27 protein-coding genes are annotated in these 24,593 nt (G+C 72.7%); 12 read left to right on the top strand and 15 right to left on the bottom strand.

Going from position 1 to position 24,593, the window contains the following annotated elements:
- Positions 1-506 (bottom strand): TetR/AcrR family transcriptional regulator (locus IE195_RS13585; protein WP_191271601.1); only part of this gene is annotated, 506 nt, incomplete at its 3' end.
- Between the two features lie 124 nt (positions 507-630).
- Complete coding sequence (locus IE195_RS13590; RefSeq protein WP_191271272.1) at positions 631-1,044, bottom strand: VOC family protein; 414 nt, start codon at positions 1,042-1,044, stop codon at positions 631-633.
- Between the two features lie 75 nt (positions 1,045-1,119).
- Here IE195_RS13590 and IE195_RS13595 point away from each other — a divergent pair, with 75 nt between their 5' ends.
- On the top strand, positions 1,120-1,719 hold the full coding sequence (locus tag IE195_RS13595; protein ID WP_191271274.1) for a TetR/AcrR family transcriptional regulator: 600 nt from the start codon (positions 1,120-1,122) through the stop codon (positions 1,717-1,719).
- Positions 1,720-1,768: 49 nt separating this feature from the next.
- Positions 1,769-2,329 (top strand): GbsR/MarR family transcriptional regulator, encoded by a 561-nt coding sequence (locus IE195_RS13600; protein ID WP_191271603.1) that lies wholly within the window; start codon positions 1,769-1,771, stop codon positions 2,327-2,329.
- A gap of 77 nt (positions 2,330-2,406) precedes the next feature.
- Here the strand turns inward: IE195_RS13600 and IE195_RS13605 are convergent, their stop codons facing one another.
- From IE195_RS13605 to IE195_RS13630, 6 genes are all read right to left on the bottom strand, one after another.
- The gene (locus IE195_RS13605) at positions 2,407-3,258 is read right to left on the bottom strand and encodes an ABC transporter ATP-binding protein (protein ID WP_191271277.1); all 852 of its coding nucleotides are present in this window, start codon (positions 3,256-3,258) and stop codon (positions 2,407-2,409) included.
- Positions 3,237-4,256, bottom strand: coding sequence for a FecCD family ABC transporter permease (locus IE195_RS13610; protein ID WP_229826224.1), 1,020 nt, complete (start codon positions 4,254-4,256; stop codon positions 3,237-3,239). Before IE195_RS13610 ends, IE195_RS13605 begins: the two co-directional genes overlap by 22 nt.
- A 119-nt stretch (positions 4,257-4,375) precedes the next feature.
- Positions 4,376-5,386 carry a FecCD family ABC transporter permease gene (locus IE195_RS13615; RefSeq protein ID WP_229826198.1) on the bottom strand — a complete coding sequence of 337 codons (1,011 nt, stop codon included), beginning with the start codon at positions 5,384-5,386 and terminating at the stop codon, positions 4,376-4,378.
- A gap of 16 nt (positions 5,387-5,402) precedes the next feature.
- The gene (locus tag IE195_RS13620) at positions 5,403-6,440 is read right to left on the bottom strand and encodes an iron-siderophore ABC transporter substrate-binding protein (protein ID WP_191271283.1); all 1,038 of its coding nucleotides are present in this window, start codon (positions 6,438-6,440) and stop codon (positions 5,403-5,405) included.
- Between the two features lie 262 nt (positions 6,441-6,702).
- Positions 6,703-7,854, bottom strand: coding sequence for an FAD-dependent monooxygenase (locus IE195_RS13625; protein WP_191271285.1), 1,152 nt, complete (start codon positions 7,852-7,854; stop codon positions 6,703-6,705).
- A 71-nt stretch (positions 7,855-7,925) separates the two neighbouring features.
- A complete protein-coding gene (locus tag IE195_RS13630) occupies positions 7,926-9,599 on the bottom strand; it encodes a glycoside hydrolase family 13 protein (protein ID WP_191271287.1) in 1,674 nt (557 codons plus the stop codon).
- Positions 9,600-9,804: 205 nt separating this feature from the next.
- On the opposite strand from IE195_RS13630, the gene IE195_RS13635 reads away from it, so the two are divergent.
- Complete coding sequence (locus tag IE195_RS13635) at positions 9,805-10,605, top strand: cyclase family protein (protein ID WP_191271289.1); 801 nt, start codon at positions 9,805-9,807, stop codon at positions 10,603-10,605.
- A gap of 70 nt (positions 10,606-10,675) precedes the next feature.
- Here IE195_RS13635 and IE195_RS13640 read toward each other — a convergent pair whose 3' ends face one another.
- Positions 10,676-11,905: a PP2C family protein-serine/threonine phosphatase gene (locus IE195_RS13640; protein ID WP_191271291.1), complete on the bottom strand. Its 1,230-nt coding sequence runs from the start codon at positions 11,903-11,905 to the stop codon at positions 10,676-10,678.
- 121 nt (positions 11,906-12,026) lie between these two features.
- Positions 12,027-12,485: a hypothetical protein gene (locus tag IE195_RS26220; RefSeq protein ID WP_225942396.1), complete on the bottom strand. Its 459-nt coding sequence runs from the start codon at positions 12,483-12,485 to the stop codon at positions 12,027-12,029.
- A gap of 81 nt (positions 12,486-12,566) precedes the next feature.
- On the opposite strand from IE195_RS26220, the gene IE195_RS26225 reads away from it, so the two are divergent.
- From IE195_RS26225 to IE195_RS13660, 3 genes are read left to right on the top strand one after another with little or no spacing between them, the layout of a single operon-like run.
- Positions 12,567-12,713 (top strand): DUF4162 domain-containing protein, encoded by a 147-nt coding sequence (locus IE195_RS26225; RefSeq protein WP_225942395.1) that lies wholly within the window; start codon positions 12,567-12,569, stop codon positions 12,711-12,713.
- A complete protein-coding gene (locus tag IE195_RS13655; protein WP_225942394.1) occupies positions 12,710-13,369 on the top strand; it encodes an ABC transporter permease in 660 nt (219 codons plus the stop codon). The genes IE195_RS26225 and IE195_RS13655 overlap by 4 nt, the downstream gene beginning before the upstream one ends.
- Complete coding sequence (locus IE195_RS13660; RefSeq protein ID WP_191271294.1) at positions 13,366-14,331, top strand: alpha/beta fold hydrolase; 966 nt, start codon at positions 13,366-13,368, stop codon at positions 14,329-14,331. The genes IE195_RS13655 and IE195_RS13660 overlap by 4 nt, the downstream gene beginning before the upstream one ends.
- 264 nt (positions 14,332-14,595) lie before the next feature.
- Here IE195_RS13660 and IE195_RS13665 read toward each other — a convergent pair whose 3' ends face one another.
- From IE195_RS13665 to IE195_RS13680, 4 genes are all read right to left on the bottom strand, one after another.
- The gene (locus tag IE195_RS13665) at positions 14,596-15,822 is read right to left on the bottom strand and encodes a PucR family transcriptional regulator (RefSeq protein ID WP_191271296.1); all 1,227 of its coding nucleotides are present in this window, start codon (positions 15,820-15,822) and stop codon (positions 14,596-14,598) included.
- A 68-nt stretch (positions 15,823-15,890) separates the two neighbouring features.
- Positions 15,891-16,733, bottom strand: coding sequence for an SDR family NAD(P)-dependent oxidoreductase (locus tag IE195_RS13670; RefSeq protein WP_191271298.1), 843 nt, complete (start codon positions 16,731-16,733; stop codon positions 15,891-15,893).
- Between the two features lie 83 nt (positions 16,734-16,816).
- Positions 16,817-17,812 carry an alpha/beta fold hydrolase gene (locus IE195_RS13675; RefSeq protein ID WP_225942393.1) on the bottom strand — a complete coding sequence of 332 codons (996 nt, stop codon included), beginning with the start codon at positions 17,810-17,812 and terminating at the stop codon, positions 16,817-16,819.
- Positions 17,809-19,344 (bottom strand): flavin-containing monooxygenase, encoded by a 1,536-nt coding sequence (locus IE195_RS13680; RefSeq protein WP_191271300.1) that lies wholly within the window; start codon positions 19,342-19,344, stop codon positions 17,809-17,811. Before IE195_RS13680 ends, IE195_RS13675 begins: the two co-directional genes overlap by 4 nt.
- 145 nt (positions 19,345-19,489) lie before the next feature.
- Between IE195_RS13680 and IE195_RS26230 the strand changes: the two genes are divergently transcribed.
- The 6 genes from IE195_RS26230 (at position 19,490) to IE195_RS13710 (ending at position 24,086) form a co-directional block, all read left to right on the top strand.
- On the top strand, positions 19,490-19,648 hold the full coding sequence (locus tag IE195_RS26230; RefSeq protein WP_229826199.1) for a hypothetical protein: 159 nt from the start codon (positions 19,490-19,492) through the stop codon (positions 19,646-19,648).
- A gap of 29 nt (positions 19,649-19,677) precedes the next feature.
- Positions 19,678-19,932: a hypothetical protein gene (locus tag IE195_RS13690; RefSeq protein WP_191271304.1), complete on the top strand. Its 255-nt coding sequence runs from the start codon at positions 19,678-19,680 to the stop codon at positions 19,930-19,932.
- Between the two features lie 610 nt (positions 19,933-20,542).
- Positions 20,543-21,874 (top strand): cytochrome P450 family protein, encoded by a 1,332-nt coding sequence (locus IE195_RS13695; RefSeq protein ID WP_191271607.1) that lies wholly within the window; start codon positions 20,543-20,545, stop codon positions 21,872-21,874.
- Positions 21,856-22,956 carry a cytochrome P450 family protein gene (locus tag IE195_RS13700; RefSeq protein WP_191271306.1) on the top strand — a complete coding sequence of 367 codons (1,101 nt, stop codon included), beginning with the start codon at positions 21,856-21,858 and terminating at the stop codon, positions 22,954-22,956. Before IE195_RS13695 ends, IE195_RS13700 begins: the two co-directional genes overlap by 19 nt.
- Before the next feature lie 129 nt (positions 22,957-23,085).
- Positions 23,086-23,427 (top strand): ArsR/SmtB family transcription factor, encoded by a 342-nt coding sequence (locus IE195_RS13705; protein WP_191271308.1) that lies wholly within the window; start codon positions 23,086-23,088, stop codon positions 23,425-23,427.
- Entirely contained in the window at positions 23,424-24,086 is a 663-nt protein-coding gene (locus tag IE195_RS13710; RefSeq protein ID WP_191271310.1) for an SRPBCC family protein, read from the top strand. Before IE195_RS13705 ends, IE195_RS13710 begins: the two co-directional genes overlap by 4 nt.
- Before the next feature lie 109 nt (positions 24,087-24,195).
- Here IE195_RS13710 and IE195_RS13715 read toward each other — a convergent pair whose 3' ends face one another.
- Positions 24,196-24,462 (bottom strand): hypothetical protein, encoded by a 267-nt coding sequence (locus IE195_RS13715; protein WP_225942391.1) that lies wholly within the window; start codon positions 24,460-24,462, stop codon positions 24,196-24,198.
- Positions 24,463-24,593 lie beyond the last annotated feature (131 nt).

Genomic DNA, 24,593 nt, shown 5'->3' on the forward strand with positions numbered 1-24,593 from the left:
GAGCCGAAGAAGTAGTCCACGACCAGCTCGGCGGGCACGTCGTCGCGGAAGACGCCCTCGCTCTGCCCCTGTCCGATCATGGCCCGGAAGAGCTCGTGGTACTTGCGGCGCTCGGCGCGGACGCTGCGCTGTTTCTCCGGGGCGAGCTGGTGCATGGACCGGAAGAAGATCTTGGTGTCGTCGAGGTTGGCGATGCTGGTGACGATGACGTCGGCGGCGGCGGCGTGGACGCGTTCGGCGACGGGTTCCTCGCGGGAGGAGATCTCGACGAGGTGGTCGGTCTGCATCCGCAGGACCCGGGCGTAGATCTCGTGGAGCAGGTCGTCCTTGGAGCCGAAGTAGTGGTACATGGCGCCCTTGGTGACGCCCGCGGCGGCCACGACCTCCTGTACCGACGTGCTCTCGAACCCCTTCTCGGCGAAGAGCCGCGTGGCGGCCCCCAGCAGGCGTTCGGGCACGGTCCCGCGCTCGGCTCCGGTTTCGGCCGTCCGCTGTCCTCGTACCATGTCCCGCCTCACGTCGTGCCCCCGTTCCCTCGGTGGTGATTCGCCCACCGACCGAGCAAGCATACCGACCGGATGGTACCCGGCGTACGGGCACGGGTCCTTCGGGAACGGGGACCGGAGACGGTCAGACGAGGTACTGCTCCGCGTACTCGCCGGAGGGCTCGATCGGGGTGATGACGTCCACCAGGGCCCCGGCGGGATCGGCCACGATGAAGTGCCGCTGGCCGAAGTCCTCGCTGCGCAGGGACAGCACGGGATCGAGGCCGCCCCGGACCACGAGCCGCTCCCACTCGGCGTCCGCGTCGGGCACCTCGAAGTTGAGCAGCATGCCCTGGGCCGCGCCCCGGCGGCCCCCGGGCAGGGTCGGATGCCCCGCCTCCAGCAGGCCGAGTTCGTAGCCGGGCGGCCCGGGGTGGCGCAGGCTGACGTACCAGTCCGCCACGAAGGCGTCCTGGAAGCCGAACCACTCCTTGTAGAAGGCGTGGCTCTCCTGGAGCCGGGGCGTGCACAGGACGGGGTAGAAGCTACTGAGACTCATGGCTCTCCTTTCACATACCAACGGTATGTTGAGTTGTGCCACTGACGTGCCAGAACTGTGCAAAGAGGAGGTTCGTTGTCCGAGGAAACCGGGTCCCGGGCCGAACAGCGGGCCCGGACCAGACGGACACTGCTGGACCAGAGCCGCCGCCTGTTCACCGAACACGGGTACGGCGGGGTGGGCCTGGCCGAGATCGTGGCCGCCGCGGGCGTCACCAAGGGCGCGCTCTACCACCACTTCGACGGCAAGCCCGCGCTGTTCCGCGCCGTGCTGGAACAGGTCCAACGGGAGGTGGGCGCCGCCGTGGCCGGGGCCGCCGAGGCCCGAACCGACCCGTGGGAGCAGCTGACCGCCGGGTGCCGGGCCTTCCTCACCGCCAGCACCGCACCCGACGTACGCCGGATCATGCTGGTGGACGGCCCGGCCGTGCTGGGGTGGAACCAGTGGCGGGCCCTCGACGAGTCCTCCTCCGCCCGCCACCTGGAGGAGTCGCTCGCCGCGCTGGCCGAGTCGGGAATCCTGCGCCCCCAGCCGGTCGCCCCCCTGGCCCGCCTGCTCTCGGGTGCCATGAACGAGGCGGCCCTGTGGCTGGCCGGGTCGGGGGACGGACAGGACCTGGAGGACGTCTGGTCGGCGCTGTCCCGCCTGCTGGAGTCCCAGCGCCGTTCGGAGTAGCGCCGTGACTGACACCGGAGCGCCCGGGCGGGGCGATATCGTGGCCCCCATGGCGCAGGGGGCACAACAGGAACGACCGTCGGGGGCGGGTCCGGCCCACGGGTCCGGGGACGAGGCGGACCGGTTCAGGGACGACTTCGTCGGACGCTTCTCCGAGTACTGGAACTCCCAGGGCCGCCCCAGGGCCGAGGGGCGCATCGTGGGCTTCCTCCTGGTGGCCGACCGGGACGCGGTCAGCGCCGAGGAGGTCGCCGAGGGGGCCGGGGTCAGCCGGGGCTCGGTGTCACAGTCGGTGCGCCGCCTGCGCGAGCTGGGCTTCGTGACCCTGGTCGAGGTGCCCGGCCAGCGCTCCCGGCTGATCAGCATGGACGAGGACGTGTGGGGCGGCTTCCTCCGCAACGAGCGCTCCTACCTGCGCCAGCAGCGCGACCTCGCCGCCAGCGCCCTGGAACGCCTCCCCGGCCTGGGCGCCTCCTCCCGCACCCGGCTGCGCAACATGTACGACTACATGACCTGGCTGGACGGCTACCACGACGTCCTCCTGGAGCGCTGGGAGGAGTACAAGGCGGCCCGGCCCGGGCGCGGGGACCCGGGGTCCGCTCCCCGCTGACCCTGCCCGTGGTGCGGGCCCGGCGTACCGGGCCCGCACCACGGGCAGGGCCGCTGGCAGCCGGGGCCGCGGAGGACTCACCGGCCGGCGCGTTCGCCCCGCAGGGCTCGCTCGTGCGGGATGACCAGCGGGGTGCCGGTCCGGGGGTCGGGGACCACGTCGCAGGCGAGCCCGAACACCGCTTCCACCCGCTCGGCCGTCACGACGTCCGCGGGTGCGCCGTCGGCGACCACCTCTCCCCCGTCCATCATCACCAGGCGGGTGGCGAAGCGGGCCGCCTGGGCCAGGTCGTGCAGGACCGCGACGACCGTGCGGCCGCGCCGGTGCAGGTCGGCGAACAGCTCCAGCAGGTCGTACTGGTGGGCGATGTCCAGGTAGGTGGTGGGTTCGTCCAACAACAGGGTCTCGCTGTCCTGGGCCAGGACCATCGCCACCCAGGCGCGTTGGCGCTGACCGCCGGAGAGCGCACCCACCCGGGCCCCGGCCAGCTCGGACAGCCCGGTGAGTTCCAGGGCGCGGGCGATGGCGGTCTCGTCCCGCGGGGTCCACTGGCGCAGCAGCGTGTGGTGGGGGAACCGGCCGCGCGCGGCCAGCGCCCGGACGGTGATGCCCTCCGGCGCGAGGGGGCTCTGCGGCAGCAGCGCCAGTCGGCGGGCGACCGCCTTGGGCCGTTGGGAGCGCATGTCGCGGCCGTGCAGGAGCACCCGGCCGGATTCGGGCCTGTTGACCCGCCCCAACGCCTTGAGCAGGGTGGACTTCCCGCAGCCGTTGGGGCCCACGATGACGGCGAACTCGCCCTCCTCGATGCCCAGGTCCAGGTCGCGCACGACCGGGTCGCCCCCGTAGCCGAGGGTGAGCCCCTGGGCGGACAGCACCGGTGCGGTTTCCTGACGCGCGTCCTCGCCGCTCACAGAGTTCCCTTTCGCCATTCACGGATCAACAGGTAGCCCAGGTACACGCCGCCCAGGGCCATGGTGAAGAGGCCGACCGGCAGTCCGTCCCCGAGGGGCGAGTGCTGGACGGCCAGGTCGGCGCAGACCAGCAGCAGGGCGCCCACCGTCCCGGACAGGACCAGGTTGGGTCCCGGTGCGGCGCTCAGCCGGCGGGCGATCTGCGGTGCTGTCAGCGAGAGGAACGCGATCGGCCCGGCGACGCTCACCGCGGCGGCCGAGAGCACCACGGAGAGGGCGACCGCCCCGGTGCGTGTGGCGGTGGAGCGGGCGCCCAGGGAGTCGGCGAGCTCGTCGCCCATCTCGTTGACGGTGATCGGCCCGGCCAGGGCCAGCACGAACGGCAGCGTCAGGGCCACCGCCAGCCAGATCGTGGCGGCGTGGTCCCAGGAGCGCGCGCCCAGGCTGCCGTTGACGTAGGCGGACAGGACGCTGGCCTGGTCGCGGGCCATCACCGAGACCACGAAGTGGGTGAAGGCCGAGGCCATGGCGGCCACGCCGATCCCGGCGACGATCATCCGGCCCGGGTCGCGCAGCCCGGTGCCGGTCACCAGGTACACGGTGACGATGGCCAGGACCGCGCCGGCCAGTGCGCCCACGGGTACCGGGACCACGCCCGGCAGCATCAGGGCGGCCACGGCGGCCCCCGCTCCGGCGCCCGGGGCGAGTCCGATCACGTCGGGGCTGCCCAGGGGGTTGCGGGTGACCGACTGGAAGAGGGCGCCCGCCAGGCCCAGGGCGACCCCGGTGCCCGCCGCGACGACCAGTCGGGGGCCGCGCAGGCGTTCGAGTACGAAGAGGTGTGTGGCCTCGCCCTGTCCGCCGAGCACCGCGGGCAGCTGGGCGAGGGGGACGCCGAGACGCCCCAGGCTCAGCGTGGCGGCGGCAGCCGCGGCCAGGCCCGCCAGCAACAGCAGGGCCGCCGCGACCGAGCGCGGGTGCACGGGCAGGGCGAGGACGCGGCCGACCCGCAGCACGCGCCCGGTGGGGCGGACGTCCGGGGCAGGGAAGGGTCCGGTGTCCGAGGGGTTCGTACCCGAGGTGGCCGGGGCCGGGGGTTCCGCTTCGGGAAACGGGTGCTTCGGGCTCGTCCGGCTCATGCGGCCCCCTTCGTCCTACGCAGTACGTACAGCAGCACCGGGGCGCCCACGAAGGCGGTGACCACGCCGACCATCAGCTCCGTCGGCCGCACGACGGTGCGGCCGAGGACGTCGGCCGCCAACAGCAGCGTGGGGCCGACCAGGAGCGCGAAGGGCACCTGGAGTCGGAAGTCCGCCCCCACCAGGGCACGCACCACGTGCGGAACGGCGAGGCCGACGAAGGCGATGGGGCCGGCCGCCGCGGTGGCCCCCGCGGCCAGCAGGACCCCGGCGACCAGCCCGCCCGCACGGGTGACGGTGACGTTGGCGCCGGTGGCCACGGCCGCCTCGTCGCCCAGGGCCAGCGCGTTGAGGCCGCCCATGACGGCCAGGGCGATGAGCAGGCCGGGGACGACGACCGGCAGGACCGCCGTCACCACCTCGGTGCCGCGTCCGGCGAGGGAGCCCACCACCCAGTAGCGGTAGCTGTCGAAGACGTCGGGCATGCTCAGCGCGACGGCCTGCACGTAGGCGGTCAGGACGGCCGAGACCACCGCCCCGGCCAGGAGCAGGCGGACCATGCCGCCGTCGCCGCCCCTGGTGCCCACGGTGTAGGCCGCCAGTCCCGCCAGGAGTGCTCCGGGAAGCGCCCACCAGACCGTTCCGGCGACCGAGGTGGGGCCGAGCACGGCGGTGGCGGTGGCCACCGCGGCGGCCGCCCCGGCGTTCACGCCGAGCAGCCCGGGGTCGGCCAGCGGGTTGCGGGTGATGCCCTGCATGAGGGTCCCGGCCACCGCGAGGGCGGCCCCGGCGACCACCCCGACGAGGGTCCTGGGGATCCGGCTCTGCACCACGGTGACGGTGTAGGGGTCGGCGCCGCCGGCCAGGGCCCGCCACACCTCGGCGGGGGCCGTGGGTTTGCTGCCCGCGACCAGGCTGAGCAGGACCGCCCCGGCCAGGGCCGCCGCGCCCGCGCCGAGCACGAGCACGGCGCGGGCGGGCCCGGCCTTCGGGGTCGTCGTCTTCACGTTCACCTGGAGTGGGTCAGTCGTCGAGCTGGTCGGCGGCCTCTTCGATGAGGGGCACGTAACGGTCGATGACCCAGGGGACGGTGAGCGGGTTGGTCAGCGAGGTGGCCGTGACGAAGGAGGTGTCGTCGCTGGCGACCACGGCGCCCCGCTCGATCGCGGGGATGGCCGCGTACAGGTCCTGGCCCTCGATCTCGGCGCGGGTCTCGGGGTCGCTGTAGAAGGTGAAGACGAGGTCGCTGTCGGCGAGCTTGTCGGCGTTCTCCAGGCCGATGACGGCGGAGTCGGTGCCCTCGGTCTCGGGGAGGGTCTCCACGACCGGGTCCACCTCCAGACCCAGTCTGCGGACCATGGCCACGCGCTGTTCGTCGGGCATGAAGACACCGAGGGTCCCGGGACCGTCGGTGTAGATGTAGGAGAAGGTGAGGTCGGCGAAGTCGGGGTGGTCGGCGGCGGCCTGCTCGAAGCGCTCCTCGATCTCGACGACCAGTTCCCCGGCCTCCTCGGGCTGGCCGAGCGCCTCGCCGATGATCTCGATCTGCTGGTCCCAGTCGGTGCTCCAGGGCAGGTCGGGGTAGGCGACCGTGGGGGCGATGTCGCTGAGGACGTCGTACTGCTCCTGGGTGACACCGGACCAGGGGGCGAGGATGACGTCGGGGGCGAGCTCGATGATCGCCTCGAAGTCGATGTCGTCGGCGCCGGCGAACTGTTCGGGGAGCTCCTCGCCGGACTCGGTGACGGCCTCGTGGATCCAGGGCAGGTAGCCGGTGTCGTCGCTGCCCCACTCGTAGCTCTCGATACCGACCGGCACGGTGCCCAGGGCGATGGCGGTCTCGGCGGAGCCCTGGCCGAGGGTGACCACGCGCTCGGGCCGGTCGGGGATCTCGGCGGTGCCCAGGGCGCTCTCGATGCTGACGGGGAAGGCGCCCCCGGCGGAGGCCGCGCCCCCGTCCGTGCTCTCGGCGCTCTCGTCGCCGCTGCCGCAGGCGGCCAGGCCGAGGGCCAGGGCCGCGGTGAGTCCGATACCGCCGACACGGCGCAGGGTGGGGTTCATGCTCACTGCTTTCTTCGTCACGGGGAGCGGCCGCGTCTTCTTCGGCGGGCCGTTTGCAGGGGGACGCCCGGGTGCGGGCAGCACAAAATCCAGGCATATCGGGGCAAATCCCCGACAGGAACATAGGTTAGTCTAACCTCACCTGGGAGGATTTCAAAAAATATGAAGCCCGAGCGCCGACTCGCCCGGCCCCGCACGCACTACGGGCGCCCGTCCCGGTGGGAGGGGCGCCCGTGGTGCGTCGCGGTTCGGGGACCGCGGTTCAGGGACGGCGGCCGGTGAGCACGTTGCTCACTCCGCCCAGATAGCCGACGTACCGGCGGGCGGCCAGGGCGCCGGCCCGCTCCCGGCCCAGGACGCGGGGCGCGGACAGGCGCAGGACCGCCTCCGCCCCCGAGGCCAGCAGCGCCAGGGAGGCGGGTCCCCTGCGGACCGATTCGTACCGGCGCAGCGCGGCGGCGGGATCGGCGGCGGCCCCCTCCTCCGCGAGCGCCAGGCTCAGCGCCCACGCGTCCTCCAACGCCTGGTCGGCCCCCTGCGCGGCGGAGGGCGGGAAGGCGTGCGCGGCGTCGCCCAACAGGGTCGCGCCGCCCCTGCCCCAGACCCTGGGCACCCGGTGGCGGACGTGCTCGGTCAGCACGAGGTCCTCGTCCCGGACGTGTTCCAGCACCGTGCGCACGTCCGGGTCCGTCCAGTCGCCGAACAGCCTGCGCAGCACGGCCGCCGGGGACTCGGGGCGGGGGGTGCCCGGACGCCAGCGCACGTCGAACCAGCACCGCACGAGCCCGTCCCCGGCCGGGGCCATCCCGCACGTGCCCTGCCTCCCCTGGACCAGGGCCGCGTCGGTGCCCGCCGCCAGGCCCACGGGCACCCGGGCGAGCACCTGCCAGCTCGCCCACCCGGTGGGGCGGGCGGGATCCCGGTCCCACAGGTCGCGCCGGGCCGCCGAGCGGGCCCCGTCGGCACCGACCACCACGTCACCCGTGGCACTGCTGCCGTCACCGAAGAGCGCGCTCACGGTGCCGTCGGGGTTCACCCGTACCCGGGTACAGGCCCGGCCGAAGCGCACCGTGCCCTCGGGCAGCCCCTCGGCGAGCAGCTCCAGGAGCGCGCTCCTGGGCACGGTCCGGCTCCCGAAGCCGTAGTGGTCGCGGGCCGCGTCCGCATCGAGCGTGTGGCGCACCCGCCCCGAGGGGTCGCGGTTGCGCACGCCGTCGAGGCGGCGTCCGATCCCCCCGGCGTCCACGCCCAGGGCGCTCAGGGCGGCGGTGCCGTTCGGGTGGAGGCCGAGCCCGGCGCCCTCGGAACGGAGGTCGGCCGCCCGCTCGTGGACCTCGACCGCGTGCCCCTGCCGGATGAGCCCTCGGGCCAGGGCGAGTCCGCCCGTACCGGCTCCGACGATGACGATCCTCATGAAAGCCCCAATTCCGCTCGCTCGGCTGCCAACACAGTACTCACGGCCCCGCTCCGCGAGGGGCGGCGCGGTCAACGGGCCAGATGGATACGGGCCTCCCAGGGGCGCAGCGGGGCCAGGGCGTGCTCGGGCGCGGGATAGTTGCCGAGCAGCAGTTCGGGTTCGGTTCCCGCCACGTCCCCGGGCAGGTCCACCCGCGCCGTCCGGTCGCTCCAGTTGGCCAGCACCAGCAGCACCTGTCCGTTGAACGTGCGGGTGTAGGCGTAGACCCGGGGGTCCTCCTCCAGCAGCGGGGTGAAGCTGCCGTGCGAGACGACCGGGTGCTCCTTGCGCAGCGCGATCAGGTGCCGGTAGTGGTGGAAGACCGACCCCTGGTCGGCGACCGCGGCCTCGGCGTTGATCTCGGTGTGGTTGGGGTTCACCCCGATCCACGGCGTCCCGGTGGTGAACCCGGCGTTCTCACCGGCGTCCCACTGCATCGGGGTGCGCGCGTTGTCCCGGCTCATCCGGGCGATACCGGCCATGGCGGCGTCGGCGTCGACCTTGCCGGTCTCCACCATGGTGCGGTGGTAGTTGAGGGTCTCCAGGTCCCGGTAGTCGGCGATGTCGTCCAGGTGGGCGTTGGTCATGCCCAGTTCCTCGCCCTGGTAGACGTACGGGGTGCCCTGCATCATGTGCAGCGTGGTGGCCAGCGCGGTCGCGGACTCCACCCGGTACCGGCCGTCGTCGCCGAACCGCGAGACCGCGCGCGGCTGGTCGTGGTTGTTCCAGTACAGGCTGTTCCAGCCCCGGTCGTTCAGGCCCACCTGCCAGCGGTTGAGCGAGGCCTTCAACCGGACCAGGTCCAGCGGCCGGGGGTCGAACTTGCCGCCGGGGCCGTGGTCCAGGTCCACGTGCTCGAACTGGAACACCATGTTCAGTTCCCGGTTGACCGGGTTGGTGTGGATGCGCGCCTGCTCCACGCCCACCCCGGGCATCTCCCCCACGGTGAGCACGTCGCGCCCGGCGAAGGCCCTCTCGTGCATCTCGTGCAGGAACTCGTGCAGGCGCGGACCGTTGACGGCGTGTTCGGCGAAGACGCCGTGGTCGCCGACCACCGGCCCGTCCGGGAGTTCGGGGTTCTTGGACACGAAGTTGATGACGTCCAGCCGGAACCCGTCCGCGCCGCGGGCCAGCCACCACAGGGCCACCTCGTGCACGGCCGCGCGCACCCGGGGGTTCTCCCAGTTCAGGTCCGGCTGAGAGGGGCTGAACAGGTGCAGGTAGTACTCGCCGCGCTCCTCGTCGTAGGTCCAGGCGGGCCCGGAGAAGACCGAGCCCCAGTTGTTGGGCGGGCCCCCGTCCCGGCCCGGACGCCAGAAGTAGAAGTCGCGTTTGTCGTCGTCGCCCGCGCGGGAGGCGGTGAACCAGGGGTGCCGGTCACTGGTGTGGTTGACGACCAGGTCCATCACCAGGCGCATACCGCGCTCGTGCAGCCCGTCCCGGAGCCGGTCCCAGTCCTCCAGGGTCCCGAACCGGGGGTCGATGCCGGTGTAGTCGCTGATGTCGTAGCCGTTGTCGTGCCACGGCGAGGGGTAGACGGGTGACAGCCACACCACGTCCACACCGAGCAGTTGCAGGTAGTCCAGTTTCTCGATGACGCCGGGCAGGTCGCCGACACCGTCGCCGTCGCTGTCGTTGAAGCTGCTCGGATAGACCTGGTAGACGACGCTGGACTTCCACCAGTCGGCGCTGGGTTCGGGCATGGGTTCCTTCTCCGCTCGTGGTCGGCTCACCATTCAATCGTTCCCGGGCCCGGGACGGCAGGGGAAACGCGTGGCGGATCCGCTTCGGTCCCCTCCTCCGTGCCGGGCGCGGCCCGGGCAGGACCGCGCACCGGCGACGGGGGGAGTTGACGCGCCCGGCCCGCCAGGCATAGGACCACAGGAGACACCAGACGAAGGGGACCCCATGTGCTTGCACGGAACCGGTGAGACCGTCAGGGCCCGGGCCGGGGGCTCCGCGCCCGCCGGACCGCCGACCCCGTCGGCCGCCCACCGCCCCTGGCCGAAGGGGTTCCGCAGGGTGGCCGACCTCAGCCACACCCTCTCCCCCGGTATGCCGTCCTGGGACGAGGACAAGCCCGTCCGGGAGACGCTCGCGCCGCCCGCGCCCGAGGGGGAGTTCGGGTTCTACGTGCAGCGGTGGAGCATGTCCGAGCACACCGGGACCCACCTGGACGCCCCCGGACACGTGATCGGCGGCGGTCGGCTGGTGCCCGACATCGATCCGGGTGAACTCGTCGCCCCGGCCGCCGTGATCGACATCCGCGCCCGGGCCGCGGAGGACCCCGACACCACGGTGACCGTGGACGACATCCGCGCCTTCGAGCGCCTGCACGGCCGTATCCCGGCAGGGGCGGCGGTCCTGATGTGTTCGGGGTGGAGCACCCGCTGGGCGGAGGGCGACGAGCGGGTCCGGGGCACCGCCGAGGACGGTTCGTGGCACTTCCCCGGATTCTCCCCCGAGGCCTGCGAGTTCCTGGTCTCCCGGCGCGGCATCGCCGGAACGGGCGTGGACACGCTGAGCACCGACCCCGGGAACTCCACCGAGTTCCCCGCCCACGAGGTGGTGGGGCGCGCCGACCGGTGGGGGCTGGAGGCCCTGACCGGGCTGGAGCAGCTGCCGCCGAGCGGCGCGATGATCACGGTGGGGGTGCTGCCCGGCCTGGACGCCTCCGGCGGCCCGAGTCGGGTGCTCGCCCTGTGGTGAGCCCGCCCTCCCCGGGCCGGGACCGGCCGGTCGGCTGAGTCGGGGGCAGCCGGTCGGCTGATCCGGCCGGTCAGTCGATCCGCGGCCGTGGGATGCCTCGGTCGGGGGTCCACTCCAGCAGCATGATGGTGGCGTCGTCGGTGAAACTGCCGCGCTGGTGGTCGTGGATGGCGTGGATCAGGCGCCGCAGGGTCTCGGGGGCGGGTTCGTCGGCGGAGGCGGCCCGGATGACGAAGTCGGTGAAGCGTTCCAGGCCGAACATCTGCCCGTCGCTGTCGTGTGCGTCGGTGACGCCGTCGGTGTAGAGCAGGACCTGGTCGCCGGGTTCGAGGGCGAACTCGTGGACGGTGCGCGGGGAGACGTCGGTGAAGACCCCGTCCAGACCGAGCGGGAGTTCGGGGGTGCGGTCCATCGCGCCCTCGACCAGTCGCCTGTCGCGGATCAGCAGGGGCGCGGGATGGGCGCAGTTGACCCAGGAGAACACCCCGGTGGACAGGTCCAGGGTGGCGAACACCGCCGTGCAGAAGCGTTCCGGCAGCCAGGTGACCAGGGCGTGTTCCACGTTGTCGGTGAGTTCGGCCAGGTCGGCGCCGTTGCGGCGGGCGCTGCGCGCACCGGCCATGGCGACCGACGCGGTCAGCCCGGAGGCGAGGTCGTGCCCCATCGCGTCGAGGATGACGGCGTGCAGGGTGTTGCGGGTGATGGAGTGGTCGAAGGCGTCGCCGCCCAGCTCGTAGGCGGGTTCGAGGACCGCCGTGGAGACCCCGCGCCTGGCCCCCAGGGTGCGGGGCGGGAGGAAGGCGCGCAGCATCTCGGTGCGGAGCTGCACGTCGCGGGTGCGGGTGCGGCGGACGTAGGTGTCGCTGTAGGCGCGCTTGGACGTGACGACCAGGGCCAGCAGCGAGGCGAGTGTGTGGCAGCGGCGGAGTATGGGTTCGTCGATCCGGGGTGTGCGGATGTGCAGGACCCCCACCCGGTCGGCGCCGTCCTTGAGCGGCAGCCAGAGGCTGAGCTCGTCGGCGCCGCCCTCGGCCAGCCGCAGGGTGTCGGAGCGGTAGGCCTCCCCCGCGACGCTGGAGTCGACGTCGAGGATGGGCCCGCCGGTGAGCGGGACGAGCAGGCGCTGCTGCAGGTCGACCAGGTGCACGGTGATCTTGCTGAGGCCGATCGCCGTGCCGTAGCGGCCGGCGGCCTCCAGGACCTCGATGGGCCCGCTCTCGTGTACGGACCTGACGAGCTCCTGGAACAGCAGCTCACTCTTGCTGAGCGGTGTCACTTCCGCCACTCCCGGCTCCTGCATGCCCCACCCCCGAAGGTCTCAGTGTCACACCGGCGGGAGCTCCGGCCCAGCCTTCGGACCGCGTGTCCCTTAGCAGGTCAAACCGGATGTATCTCCCTCCGGGCCCGCTCGGGGTCAGGGCTCAGCGGCGGTTCGGGGTACCGGCCCGGACACGAGCCGGTCCGGTTCCCGGGGTGAACGCCGCCACGGCGTGGGCGGCGCCGCGCTCCTCCGAGCGGGAGACGACCCGGCCGCGGTGCAGGCGGAGCGCGGTCTCGGTGTCGTCGTCGGCTCCGGCCGCCCCTGCGGTGGCGGCGACGCCGGGGTCGGGGACGATCCGCGGCCGCGCCCAGGCCCGGGCCGGAAGGCGCGAGGAACTGTGGCGGACAGTCCGCGAGCTCACCGACGAGGGCACGACCGTCCTGCTCACCACCCAGTACCTGGAGGAGGCCGACGCCCTGGCCGACGACATCGCGGTGATCGACCGGGGCAGGGTCGTCGCCGACGGCACCCCTGCCGAACTCAAACGCGTGGTGGGCGGGCAGGCCGTCTCCCTGCGACCCGCCGACACCGCCCGGACCTGGACGGCCGCCGCCGTCATGGAGCGGGTCGCGGGCCGTGCGCCCGAACAGACCCGGCAGACCCTGTCCGTACCGGTCGACGGCGACTCCACGGCCCTGGCATGGCGCTCGCCCTCCGGGAGCGCGGTGTCTCCGTCACCGAGTTCTCACTCCACCTGCCCAGCCTCGACGAGGTGTTCTCCGCACTCACCGGCACCGCCCGCAGGAGCGGGGCACCTTCGGACACGGACGAGGAGACCAGCGCATGAGCGCCCCCACCGGCAACAGCCGCGGCACTGCCCCGGCGGCCCCCGACCGCCGCCCCGCCCCGCTGCTCGGCTCGGTCCTGGCCGACCTGGTCCGCTACCTGGCCACGGTGCTGATCCTGTTCGCGATCGGTTCCCTCATGGACTTCCGGGTCGGGACCGACCCGGCCTCCGCGATCGCCGCCGCGGCCCTGGCCATCGGGTTCGGGTTCGCCCTGAGCTGGGTCATGGTGTTCCTGGGTGTGCTGATACGCGACGAGAACGGCGTCATGGCGATCACCTTCATCGCGATCCTGCCGCTGCTGCTCGGCACCAGCATGGCCGCCCCCGTCGACACCCTGCCCGGCCGGCTCCGGGCCCGGGCCGGGGCCAACCCGGCCATCCACGCCATGGACGCCGCCCGGGCCCTGCTCACCGGCACCCCGGCGGGTGACTCGCTCGTCCTCACCCTGGCCTGGTCGGCGGGGCTGGCCGCGGTGTTCGCGCCCCTGGCCGTGTGGGCCTTCAACCGCGAACGCTGCCCCCTCGGGCCCACGGGCCCTGTTCGTTCCGGGCCCGCTCCCCCCTACGCTGGCTCCGCCGGTCCAACCCATCTGGGCCGTCCCCTCGGCCCGGCCCCTGCGGGGCGCCCGGCGGGGCGGCGAGAGGAGTCGAGTTGAACGTCAAGCACCACCGCGTCGAGGTGAACGGCCTCCGTCTGCACGTCGCCGAACAGGGCGAGGGTCCGCTGGTCCTGCTGCTGCACGGCTTCCCTGAGAGCTGGTACTCCTGGCGGCACCAGTTCGCCGCCCTGGCCGAAGCCGGGTACCGGGTGGTCGCCCCCGACCAGCGCGGTTACGCCCGCAGCGACCGGGCGGCCAGCGTCGAGGAATACTCCCTGCCGCACCTGGCCGGGGACGTCACCGCGCTGATCGGCGCGCTGGGCGCCGAGGAGGCGGTGCTGGTCGGGCACGACTGGGGCGCCCCGGTCGCCTGGACCACGGCGCTGCTCCGACCGGACCTGGTGCGCGCCGTGGCGGGGTTGAGCGTGCCGCCGCTTCCGCCCACCGGGATGCCGTCGACCGGGTCGTCCCGGCGCACCTACGGGGAGGGCTACTACCAGGTCTACTTCCAGGAGCCCGGCAGGGCCGACGCCGAGCTCGCAGCGGATCCGGCCGCGACCATGCGCCGCCTGCTGGTCGGCGCCTCCGGCGACAACCCGGACCGGAGCTGGCCGCGGCCGTGGATCGTCGGCGAGGGCGAGGCACTGCTGGACGGCATGCCCGAACCGGCGGAGCTGCCGGACTGGCTGACCGCCGAGGACGTCGCCGTGTTCGCCGAGGACTACTCGGCCCCGGACGCGTTCACCGGCCCGCTCAACTGGTACCGCAACATCGACCGCAACCAGGGCCTGATGTCGGCCTTCCACGGCCTGCGCATCGAGGTCCCGGCCCTGTACGTGGCAGGCGACAGGGACATGGTCACCGTCCTGGAGGGCGTGCCGGAGCTGCGCGGGATGCTGCCGCTGATCGCCCCGAAGCTGCACGCCGACATCACCCTGTCCGGCTGCGGCCACTGGACCCAGCAGGAGCGCCCCAAGGAGGTCAACGCCGCCCTGCTGGACTTCCTCGCCGCCCTGTGAAGGCTCCCGCCCCTCTCCCCGGCGGGATCCTCCTGGTGATCTTGCTACCAGAAGCGACACAGGCGCCTTGGGATCAAGTGGTTGTTGCACCGACCCGGGCACTGTGCTTTTCAGGGGTGCGCCGATCACCGTGATCCTGCGCGCGGGTGTCACTGGCCCCTGTGCACCGAAGCTGCGCGTCCCGCCGCGCTGGGATCTCAACCGCGATCCGTACCCGTGTTCCGCCAAGCCCGTTTCTACCGGGCCCCGCGCAGCCCCGGGCCATCACTCCTTCGGGCCGCTCCAGGACAGCAGGTGCAGGGCCGCGCCGACGCTGACCGGGTCGTGGGCGAGCGGACGCGGCAGCAGCTCGTCGCAGCGGGCGAGCCGCCGGACCACGGTGTTGCGGTGGGTGTACAGGCGCTCGGCCACCCGGGCGGCGTTGCACTGCTGGTCGAGGTAGGTGCGCAGGGTCAGGTGCAGGACGGGGTCGGCGCGTGCCAGCTCGCCGAGGGTGTCCGCGACGAACTCGTCCGCCCGGCCGACGTCCTGGCTGAGCAGCGCCACCAACTGGGCGTCCGTGTAACCGCCCGCACGGCGGGAGGTACTCAGGCGGGCCATCATGCGTTGGACGGCCGCGGCCTCCAGGTGGCTCTGCCGGAAACCGTCCAGGTCCGCCCGCGGGCGGCCGAGGGCGACCCGGACCGCGGGGACGGCGGCGAGCCCCGACTCCAGGTCCTCGGTGCGCGGCGCGGTGGAGACCGGGAGCCACAGCCACATCGACGAACCGGTGGCCGGCACGGTGAGGCGCCGCGGTGTTCCGGCGGCGGCCAGGACCAGCTCGGCGGCCTGTTCGAGCTGGTCGCCGGTGACGTCGTTTCCCCAGATGATGGCGGCCAGGTGGCTGCCGGTCAGGTGGTAGCCCAGGCGTTGTTCGGCGCTGGAACGGGAGACCGGTGCGCCTTCGAGGATCAGGGACACGGTGGTCAGCCGTTCGGAGTGGGTGCCCTGGCCGAGTTCCCGCCGCTCCTGGCGCATGACCTCGCTGACGGCGTCGATGGTGTCGTCGATGAAGGTGTAGATCGACCGCGAGGTGAGGGCGAGCACCTCGTGCAGGACCTCGGCGTCGGAGGTGAGGCCGAAGCAGATCTCCATCCAGCGGCGCCAGGCGACGTTCTGGCCCAGCCGCCAGATGTCGAGGGCCTTCTCGTCCAGGTCGCGGCGGACCATGTCCCGGACGGACTCCAGCAGCTCGGGGCTCAGGTTGGCGCTGACCCGGGCCCCCGGACGCTGGATGTTGGCGGCGGCCCAGTGCAGGAGGTTGGAGAGGTTGGCCCGGCGGGCGCCGTCCTCCAGCACCGGGTCCACGTGCGCGGGGGACGTGCCGCTGGCGTGCCGGACCGCGTCGAACAGCTCGTCGAGCCATTCTTCCCGAGGGTCCAGCGCCTGTTCGGCACCCTTGCGGATGACTTCACGCGCCCGTGGTGAGGGTGGTTCCCAGTCGTGTCTCACCGGTGGATTTTATACCTCCCAGGCAGCTCGGATGAGGCGTTTTGGCCATGATGACCCGCCCATGCCGTTCAGCCCCTGCTACGGCGCGAGCGCACCGCGGCGGTGAAGACGCGCTGGTAGCCGGTGGGCAGGACGCGGACGAGGGCGTCGAGGAGACGGGCGTCGGCGCCGATGAGCACGCGGGGCCGGTCCCGGCGCACCCCGCGCAGGATGGCCGCGGCCGCCTTCTCCGGCGAGGTGATGAAGAGCTTCTCGAACTCCTGCCCGGCCTCCTCACCGCTCCTGCCGGTGAGTTCGCGGACGCTGTCGTCGTGGCGGGCCGTCCTGGCGATGTTGGTCCTGATCCCGCCCGGGTGCACGCAGGTCGCCGAGACCGCCGAGCCCGCCGCCTTCAGGTCCTGGCGCAGGGACTCGGTGAACCCGCGCACCGCGAACTTGCTGGCGTTGTACCCGCTCATCAGGGGTTGGGCGCTCAGCCCGAAGACGCTGGAGGTGTTGACGACGTGCCCTTCCCCCGAGGCCTCCAGGTGGGGCAGGAAGGCCTTGGTCCCGTAGACCACGCCCCAGAAGTTGATGTCCATGATCCAGCGGTAGCTGTCCAGGCCGATCCCGCCGACGGTGCCGGACAGGGCCACCCCGGCGTTGTTGAAGACGAGGTCGACCCGGCCGTGGTCGGCGACGACCCGGTCGGCCCAGGCGTACACGCCCGCCTCGTCGGCGACGTCGAGCACGGTGGTCGTGGTGGTGACCCCGGAGTCGGCGAGCAGGGCGGCGGTCTTCTTCAGGCCCGCCCCGTCCACGTCGGAGAGGGCGAGGTGACAGCCCTGGGCGGCAAGGGCCAGCGCGAGTCCGCGCCCGATCCCGGATCCGGCTCCGGTGACCGCGGCGACCTTGTCGGCGAGGTTCTTCATGGCGGGGTTTCCTTCGACGGGGGAAGACGGGGAAGGGGGTTGTTCGGGGATCGTTCAGCGGCCAACGGAGAGGTACCGCGAGCTCAGCTCTCGCGGCTCTCGCTCTTGACCCGCTCTGTGCGGGCGAGGCCGGTGGTGAGGTCGACCAGATGGTCGAGGACCCCGGGGGCCAGGTGGTGGCGCATGCCCGGGACGAGGACGTGCCGGGCCCCGGGGATCGCCCGGGCCGTGGCGCGGCCTCCGCTGGGGTGGACCATGGGGTCGGTGTCCCCGTGGACGACCAGCGTGGGCACGGTGATCCGGCGCACCTGTGCGGTGCGGTCGCCGGACGCCTGGATGGCGCCGACCTGGCGGGCCACCTCCGCGCCGCTGCGGGGGCCGCCGCGGCGGTCCCAGACGGCGCGCGCCCAGGTACGCTCCAGCTGCTCGTCGGGCGGGTGGACCGCGGACCCGATGTGCGCGAGCAGGGACAGGTGCCGTTCCACCGACTCCTCGGCGGTGCGGGCCGCGGGCCTGGCCATCCGGATCAGGGTCGAGGTCGCGGGCTGGCCCACCCTGCGGTTACCCGTGGTGGAGAAGATCGAGGTCAGGGTGGCTGCACGGTCGGGATGCCGGGCAGCGAGGGTCTGCGCGATCATGCCGCCCATGGACATGCCGACCAGGTGGACGCGGTCGACGCCGAGGTGGTCGAGGAGGCCGCGGGTGTCGGCGGCCATGTCGGCGAGGTCGTAGGCGTCCGTCCGGGGCCGGGCCAGCAGCTGACGCAGCCGCCCCGGCGGCGGTGCGGCCATCCGGGTGGAGCGGCCCGCGTCGCGGTTGTCGAACCGGATCACCCGGAACCCGCGGTCCACGAACCCCTGAACCATGCGCTGGGGCCAGGAGGTCAGGTCCAGGGCCAGGCCCGCGACGAGCAGGAGCGGGGTCCCGTCCGCGGGGCCGTCGACGCGGTAACAGATCCGGATCCCGCCGGGCAGGTCCGCGAACCGGTCACCGGACGCCTCCGCGGGCGCGGGCGCGGGCCCCGGGTCAGCGGCTTCGTTCTCGGTGTGCTCGGGGCTCTCGGTGTGCTCGGCGCTCATCGGGTGGCCGCCGTCCCGGTGTGCGCGGAGTCGGTGTGCGCGGCCCCGGCCCGGCTGAAGTGCAGTTCCGGGTCAAGGACGCTGTCGGCGCGCAGCAGTTTGACGTCCGAGCGGTAGTCCATCGAGGTCAGCCACGGCATCCGGTCTCCCTGGCGGGGCAGCTGGTCGATCGCCCGCTTGACGTAGCCCGCGTCGAAGTCGAGGAGGGGCCGGGTCGGCATCGCCGGGTCGGAGACCTCGGGGCGGGCCACGTCGTGGCCGTGGGCGTCCATGTGCGCCAACAGGCGGCAGAAGTGCTCGCACAGCAGGCCGACCTTCAGCGTCCAGGAGCTGTTGGTGTAGCCGATCGAGAAGGCCAGGTTGGGCACCCCGGAGAGCATCATGCCCTTGTAGGCGACGGTCTCGGGCAGGCGGACCTGCTCGCCGTCCACGGTGATCCCGATCCCGCCGAACGCCTGCACGTTCAGGCCGGTGGCGGTGACGATGACGTCGGCCGCCAGCTCGCGGCCGGATTCGAGGAGCACCCCGTTCTCGGTGAACGTGCTGATCCGGTCGGTGACGACCGAGGCCCTCCCCTCCCGGATGGCCTTGAACAGGTCCCCGTCGGGCACCGCGCACAGGCGCTGGTCCCAGGGGTCGTAGGGCGGATTGAAGTGCTCGTCGACCGGATAACCCTCGGGCAGCTGCCTGGTGTTGGCCCACCGGATGAACCGGCGCGCGGCCTTGGGGTAGCGCTGGCACAGGGACCAGATGAGGCGCTGCTGGGCGATGTTCTTGCGCCGGGTCAGCGCGTAGGCGCGCTCCGGCCCGAAGAGCCTGCGCAGGGTGTTGGCGACGGCGTCCTTCTTGGGCACCGCCATGATGTAGGAGGGGGTGCGCTGCAACATCGTCACGTGCGCGGTGGTCTCGGCCATCGCGGGCAGCAGGGTGACGGCGGTGGCGCCGCTGCCGATGACCACCACGCGCTTGCCCGCGTAGTCGAGGTCCTCGGGCCAGTGCTGCGGGTGCACGATCGTGCCGCGGAAGCGTTCCCGGCCCTCGAAGTCCGGGGTGAACCCCTGGTCGTAGCGGTAGTAGCCGCCGGCCGCGAACAGCCACGAGCAGGTCAGCGTCGCCTGCTCGCCGCTGTCGGTGCGCTCGGTCAGGACGGTCCACCGCGCCTGCTCACTCGACCAGGACACCGAGACCACCTTGTGGTGGTACCGGATGTGGCGGTCCAGGCCGTTCTCGGCCACGGTCTCGCGCAGATAGTCCAGGATCCGCGGCGCCGAGGCGATGGACTCCTCGTCCCGCCACGGCTTGAACTCGTATCCGAAGGTGTGCAGGTCCGAGTCGGACCGGATGCCCGGGTAGCGGAACAGGTCCCAGGTGCCGCCGGAGGCCGCCCGCGCCTCCAGGATCGCGAAGGACTTCGAGGAGAGTTCGGCCTTGAGGTAGCGACCGGCTCCGATCCCGGAGATCCCGGCGCCGACGATCAGGACGTCGAGGTGCTCGGCTGCGGCTGGATCCGGGGAGGACGGGGCAGAGGACATGGCGACTCCAGGCGACGGCGTACGGACTCCACCATCGTGAAGCATGGGAGCTCAAGCGACCAGTGGCGATCTGCACCAGTTCGAGCCCCACATGGTGCGAGGTGCACTACCGGACCGCCACCGCAGCCGTCCCGGTCATCGAACGGTGCCGAGCATCGGCGGGGCGACGACTCGATCAGACGCCGAGACGGCGTCCGGACCGCGCTACTCCTCCAAGGAGGAGGTCGCCATGGCCGCGGAGGGCAAACTGTGGGAGGACTACGCCCGGCGGCTGACCGGGTTCGCCCCGGCACACCGGTCCTGACCCAGCTACGGGACCGCTACGTCCGTTCGGTGCGGGAGATGCCCGGGGACTGGACCGGGCGCTACCTCGCCACCCGGGGACTGGCGGCCAGGACCCCCGCGCTGCGCGACCAGCACACGGACGCCACCGACCGTCTGCGGGCACGGATCACCGAGGCGCTGGAGGAGGCGTTCGGGGCCGACGGCCGCCAGGACGTGCGACTGCGCCTGGCCGCGGACAGGACGCTCTCCGCCGTGCGCTACCTGTCTTGTCCGAGAGTGCTCCGGCCTTCAGGCCGGAGGTGAATCGGATCCGATTTGCACGTTGCGCTCATATCTCTGTACATGCTGTGTTGGCGACGGGGGACAACCAACCCTGTCGCTGTGTCACCGCCGGGCAGGCGGAGACATGAAATGCCTGCGGAGGCCAGGTAAGACCGGTCAACTCACTTTCCGGCACCGGCCGATGAAACAGGAACCGGCTGTCACCGCGAGGTGCGCAGCACCACTCGCCCGTAAGGGCAAGTCGGAATCCCCGCCGGTTCACGGTGGGGAGGATGTCAAGGCAGCAAGAACTGGCGGACCGCGGAACGGGCCGGGGACGGCGAGACGCTGGTCGCCGAGCTGGTGGCCGCCTTCGACGCCCTTCCCGGCGCCGTCGCCCTGAGCCCGCCGCCCCGCACCTGACCGCGGCGGCCCCGCGGCCGGGCGAGGCCCGCAACCGCCCTGTCCGCACGCCCGCACAGGTCAGCGGCCTGCTCCGTGCCCGGGGCACGGCCCGGACAGCGCCCCGGCGCCGACTCCGGGGCCCGGGAAGCCCTACGGGACAGGAGTTTCAGGTGTGGCCCCAGGTGTCGGAAACCCTTCGTGTGTCACTAGACTGAGCGCCCCGCAACCTCCCCATGACAGGATGCCCGTGGCCCCCCGCTGCCCGTACGCCGAACTCCACTCCGCTGACTTCCAGGCCGACCCGCACGCGGTCAACCAGCAGATGGTCCGAGACCACGGACCCGTCTTCCCCGCCGAGATCTTCCCGGGGATCAGGGCCTGGGTGGTCGCCGACTACACGTTGATCACCGCCTGGTGCCGGGACACCCGCACCTTCCGCCGCGACTCGCGCCTGTGGCTCGACTGGCGCGAGGGCCGAATACCCGACGACGCCCCGGCACTGGCGATGATGGGCTACCGCCCCAACCTCCTGTACGCCGACGGCGACGAGCACGCCCGCCTCAAGCGCGCCGTGGTCGACTCGCTGGGCCGGGTCCCCGAGAGCCGGGTCGGGGACATCACCCGCCAGCACGCCGACACCCTCATCGACGCCTTCTGCACGCGGGGCCGCGCCGAACTCGTCTCCGAGTACGCGCGCCTGCTGCCGCTGCTGGTGCTGTGCGACCTCTTCGGCTTCTCCCCCGACGTCGGCCAGCGCGTGCTGAACTCCCTCAGCGACCTGTGGGACGGCGTCGACGCCGCCAAGGCCAACAGCGAGTACGAGCGCGCCCTGTCCGACGCGATCTCCGCCAAGCACGCCGCGCCCGGGGACGACATCACCTCCTGGATGCTCCAGCACCGTGCGGGCCTGACCGACGAGGAGCTGCTGGCCCAGCTCGTCGTGACGATCGGGGCCGGGGCCGAGCCCACCGCCAACCTCATCTCCGGCACCGCGCGCACGCTCCTGGTGGACGACGAGGTCCGCCAGGCGTTCCGGGGCGCCCGGGTGGGGGTCAGCGAGGCGATCGACCAGGTGCTCTGGCGCGACCCCCCGGTGAACAACTACCCCGTCCTGTACCCGGTGAAGGACGTGCGGACCAGCTCCGGCACCCTGATCAGGGCGGGTGAGCCGATCCTGCTCGGTTACGCGGCCGCGCACGCCGCCATGTCCGGGGGCGGCCCGGACCTCGAACAGGGCAACCGCGCCCACCTGGCGTTCGGGGTGGGCCCGCACCGCTGCCCGGCCCAGGGGTTCGCCTACGCCATCGCCCAGGTCGGGGTCGAGACCCTGACCAAGCGGCTCCCCGGCCTGCGGACGACCCAGGACACCCTCCAGTGGCGCCCCGCCCCCTTCGCCCTGGCACTGGCCCAGCTCCCGGTCACCTTCACCCCCGACTCCCCGAAAGGCAGCACGCCGCCATGGCAGCAGACATCCCCGTCCTCCACCCCTACGACCTCCACCGGCAGACAGCCGGGCTCCGCGGCCGAGGCCCCGTCGTCGAAGTTGAAATCACTGGTGGCGTGGTTGTTCGGGCGCTGACCGGACACGACGTGATCATGGAGGCCCTCGCCCACCCCGACGTGCGCAAGGAGGCGCGCCACTGGCGCCCCTGGGCCCAGGGCGAGATCCCGATGGACTGGCCGCTCATCTCCTGGGTCGCCCCGGACAACATGCTCACCGCGGACGGGGACCGGCACCGCCGCCTGCGCACCCTGGTGTCCCAGGCGTTCACGCCCCGCCGGGTGGAGGTCCTGCGCCCGCGCGTGCAGGAGATCACCGCGGAGCTGCTGGACGCCGCCGAGGCTGCGGGGCCCGGGCCGGTCGACCTCAAGGCGGCGCTGGCGCTGCCCCTGCCGATGACGGTGATCTCCGAGCTGTTCGGGGTGGCCCCCGAGCACCGCGACGCCCTGCACACGCTGATCAACCGGGTCTTCGACGCGACCACCACCCCGGAGGTGGCGGCCCAGACCAACGCCGACATGCAGACCTTCCTGGGCTCCCTGGCCGAGGAGAAGGCGAAGAACCCCGGCGACGACCTGACCAGCGCCCTGTTGGCGGCACGCGCCGAGGGCGACGAGAGGCTCTCGCAGAGCGAACTCGTGTGGACCCTCATCCTGATGATCGGCGCCGGCTACGAGACCACGATGAACCTCATCGGCAACGCCGCGCACGCCCTGCTCACCCACCCGGAGCAGCTCGCGCTGGTCCGGAGCGGCGAGGCGTCCTGGGCGGACGTGGTGGAGGAGACGCTGCGCTGGGACGCCAGCATCCAGTACCTGCCGCTGCGCTACACCGCCGAGGACCTCACCCTGGCCGGGGTGCACGTGCCCAAGGGCGAGGCCCTGCTGGTGGGCTTCGGCGCCGCCGGCCGGGACCCGGGCCAGCACGGTTCGGACGCCCACGTCTTCGACCTGAAGCGGGAGCAGAAGGGGCACCTGGCCTTCTCGCACGGACCGCACTTCTGCCTGGGCGCGGGGCTGGCCCGGCTGGAGGGCAGCACCGCCCTGGAGGCGCTGTTCTCCCGGTTCCCGGACATCCGGCTGGCCGAGGGCGAGGAGGTCCCCGAGGCGCCCTCGATCGTCGCCAGCGGCCGTTCCCGGCTGCCGGTCGTCCTCGGCTGACCCGTTTCCCGGCCCTGCCCTACCTTCGGAGCCCCGCGTACCACCGTGCGCGGGGCTCCGCCTCGTTCAGGGCCGCAACAGCATCTATCCATCCTCGCTTATATAAGCCCTCATTGATATTGTGGAGCCATGCACGCCTTCGACGTTCTCGGTGACCCGGTCAGGCGGCGCCTCCTGGAACTCCTCGCCGACGGCGAGCTCAGTTCGGGCGAACTGACCGCGGTGGTCCGCGAGGAGTTCGGGATCAGCCAGCCCGCCGTCTCACAGCACCTGCGGGTCCTGCGCGAACACGGGTTCACGACCGTGCGCGCCGAAGGCACCCGGCGGCTGTACTCGGTCAACGCCCGGGCCCTGCGCCCGGTGGACGAGTGGCTGGACCCGTTCCGCCGGTTCTGGGGACCGCGCCTGGCCGCACTGGAGACCGAGATCGCCCGGGGGAAGCGGCAACGACGCATCCAGGAGGAGCAATGAGCGAGAGCACAGCCGTCGACGTGGACGGGCAGATCCGGGCCGTGTCCCGGGAGCTGAGGACCGGGGAGCGCGACGGGGAGCAGACGATGGTGTCCTCGATCAGCCAGCGCTACGACACCACGGTCGAGGACCTGTGGGAGGCGTGCACCTCGGCCGAGCGCCTCCGCCGCTGGTTCGCCCCGGTGACGGGCGACCTCCGCCTGGGCGGGGAGTACCAGGTGGAGGGGAACGCCGGCGGCACGATCGAGGCCTGCACGGCGCCCCACTCCTTCAGCGCCACCTGGGAGTTCGGCGGCAACACGAGCTGGATCACCGTCCGGGTGGACCCGGAGGACGAGGGGGCGCGGCTGACGCTGAAGCACACCGCGCCCGCCGACACCGAGTCGGAGTTCTGGCAGCAGTTCGGCCCGGGCGCGACCGGGGTGGGCTGGGACCTGGCCTTCCTCGGCCTGGCGCAGCACCTGCGCTCGGGGGCGCAGATGCCCCAGGAGGCCGAGGGCTGGGAGGCCACGGAGGAGGGGCGCCGGTTCATCTCCGGGAGCAGCGCGGCCTGGGCAGAGGCGAACGTGGAGCTCGGCACCCCGCGTGCGGACGCCGAGGCCGCCCGGGAACGGACCACCGCCTTCTACCTGGGCGAGGAGCCGCCCGCCGAGGGCTGAGCGGGGAGCCGCCGGGGCTCGGACGCGGAGGGAGGCCGCCACGATCCCGTTGTCGTGGCGGCCTCCCGCGTGTGGGCCCGGTGCCCTGCATTCAGGGTTCTGCCCCGGCTCACTCCCGCAGCATGTAGGGCCGTACCAGGGCGCCCGCCACCCGGTCGGGATGGACCCAGTCGCTCCCCGATCCCGCTCCCTGGGCCCTGCCGGACAGCTCCAGCCGCCGAGGCGCCGGGGCCAGCGCGATCCTCGGCTCGCTCCCCGTCGGGGCGCCGATCACCTGGGCGAGGGCCCAGGCCAGAGCCGAGGCGAACACCCACCACAGGCGTGCGGTCATCGATTCCCGGGGCCTGCGGTGGCGGCCGCGAGTAGAGTTCTGCATGGTCAATCCCCTGTTCTCTCAGGTGGTTGATCAGCCCGGGCCGGTGATTGGTGCACCGGCCCGGGCACACTGCTTCTTGTCCCGGTGCGCTCCACGGGGGCACCCGGGTGTCAATGGCCCCGGTGCGCGTC

Origin of the sequence: Nocardiopsis terrae (genome assembly GCF_014651695.1) — a bacterium.
In the GTDB taxonomy this organism is placed as follows: domain Bacteria; phylum Actinomycetota; class Actinomycetes; order Streptosporangiales; family Streptosporangiaceae; genus Nocardiopsis; species Nocardiopsis terrae.

What these genes read in the sequence shown, in the direction of transcription:
- IE195_RS13705 (WP_191271308.1), top strand. Translation starts at nt 23,086, where the DNA reads ATGCACGCCTTCGACGTTCTCGGTGACCCGGTCAGGCGGCGCCTCCTG.
- IE195_RS26220 (WP_225942396.1), bottom strand. Translation starts at nt 12,485, where the DNA reads ATGACGGCGGCGGCCGTCCAGGTCCGGGCGGTGTCGGCGGGTCGCAGG.
- IE195_RS13640 (WP_191271291.1), bottom strand. Translation starts at nt 11,905, where the DNA reads ATGCAGGAGCCGGGAGTGGCGGAAGTGACACCGCTCAGCAAGAGTGAG.
- IE195_RS13630 (WP_191271287.1), bottom strand. Translation starts at nt 9,599, where the DNA reads ATGCCCGAACCCAGCGCCGACTGGTGGAAGTCCAGCGTCGTCTACCAG.
- IE195_RS26225 (WP_225942395.1), top strand. Translation starts at nt 12,567, where the DNA reads ATGGCGCTCGCCCTCCGGGAGCGCGGTGTCTCCGTCACCGAGTTCTCA.
- IE195_RS13590 (WP_191271272.1), bottom strand. Translation starts at nt 1,044, where the DNA reads ATGAGTCTCAGTAGCTTCTACCCCGTCCTGTGCACGCCCCGGCTCCAG.
- IE195_RS13670 (WP_191271298.1), bottom strand. Translation starts at nt 16,733, where the DNA reads ATGAAGAACCTCGCCGACAAGGTCGCCGCGGTCACCGGAGCCGGATCC.
- IE195_RS13680 (WP_191271300.1), bottom strand. Translation starts at nt 19,344, where the DNA reads ATGTCCTCTGCCCCGTCCTCCCCGGATCCAGCCGCAGCCGAGCACCTC.
- IE195_RS13625 (WP_191271285.1), bottom strand. Translation starts at nt 7,854, where the DNA reads ATGAGGATCGTCATCGTCGGAGCCGGTACGGGCGGACTCGCCCTGGCC.
- IE195_RS13655 (WP_225942394.1), top strand. Translation starts at nt 12,710, where the DNA reads ATGAGCGCCCCCACCGGCAACAGCCGCGGCACTGCCCCGGCGGCCCCC.
- IE195_RS13635 (WP_191271289.1), top strand. Translation starts at nt 9,805, where the DNA reads ATGTGCTTGCACGGAACCGGTGAGACCGTCAGGGCCCGGGCCGGGGGC.
- IE195_RS13715 (WP_225942391.1), bottom strand. Translation starts at nt 24,462, where the DNA reads ATGCAGAACTCTACTCGCGGCCGCCACCGCAGGCCCCGGGAATCGATG.
- IE195_RS13710 (WP_191271310.1), top strand. Translation starts at nt 23,424, where the DNA reads ATGAGCGAGAGCACAGCCGTCGACGTGGACGGGCAGATCCGGGCCGTG.
- IE195_RS13675 (WP_225942393.1), bottom strand. Translation starts at nt 17,812, where the DNA reads ATGAGCGCCGAGCACACCGAGAGCCCCGAGCACACCGAGAACGAAGCC.
- IE195_RS13605 (WP_191271277.1), bottom strand. Translation starts at nt 3,258, where the DNA reads ATGGCGAAAGGGAACTCTGTGAGCGGCGAGGACGCGCGTCAGGAAACC.
- IE195_RS13600 (WP_191271603.1), top strand. Translation starts at nt 1,769, where the DNA reads ATGGCGCAGGGGGCACAACAGGAACGACCGTCGGGGGCGGGTCCGGCC.
- IE195_RS13620 (WP_191271283.1), bottom strand. Translation starts at nt 6,440, where the DNA reads ATGAACCCCACCCTGCGCCGTGTCGGCGGTATCGGACTCACCGCGGCC.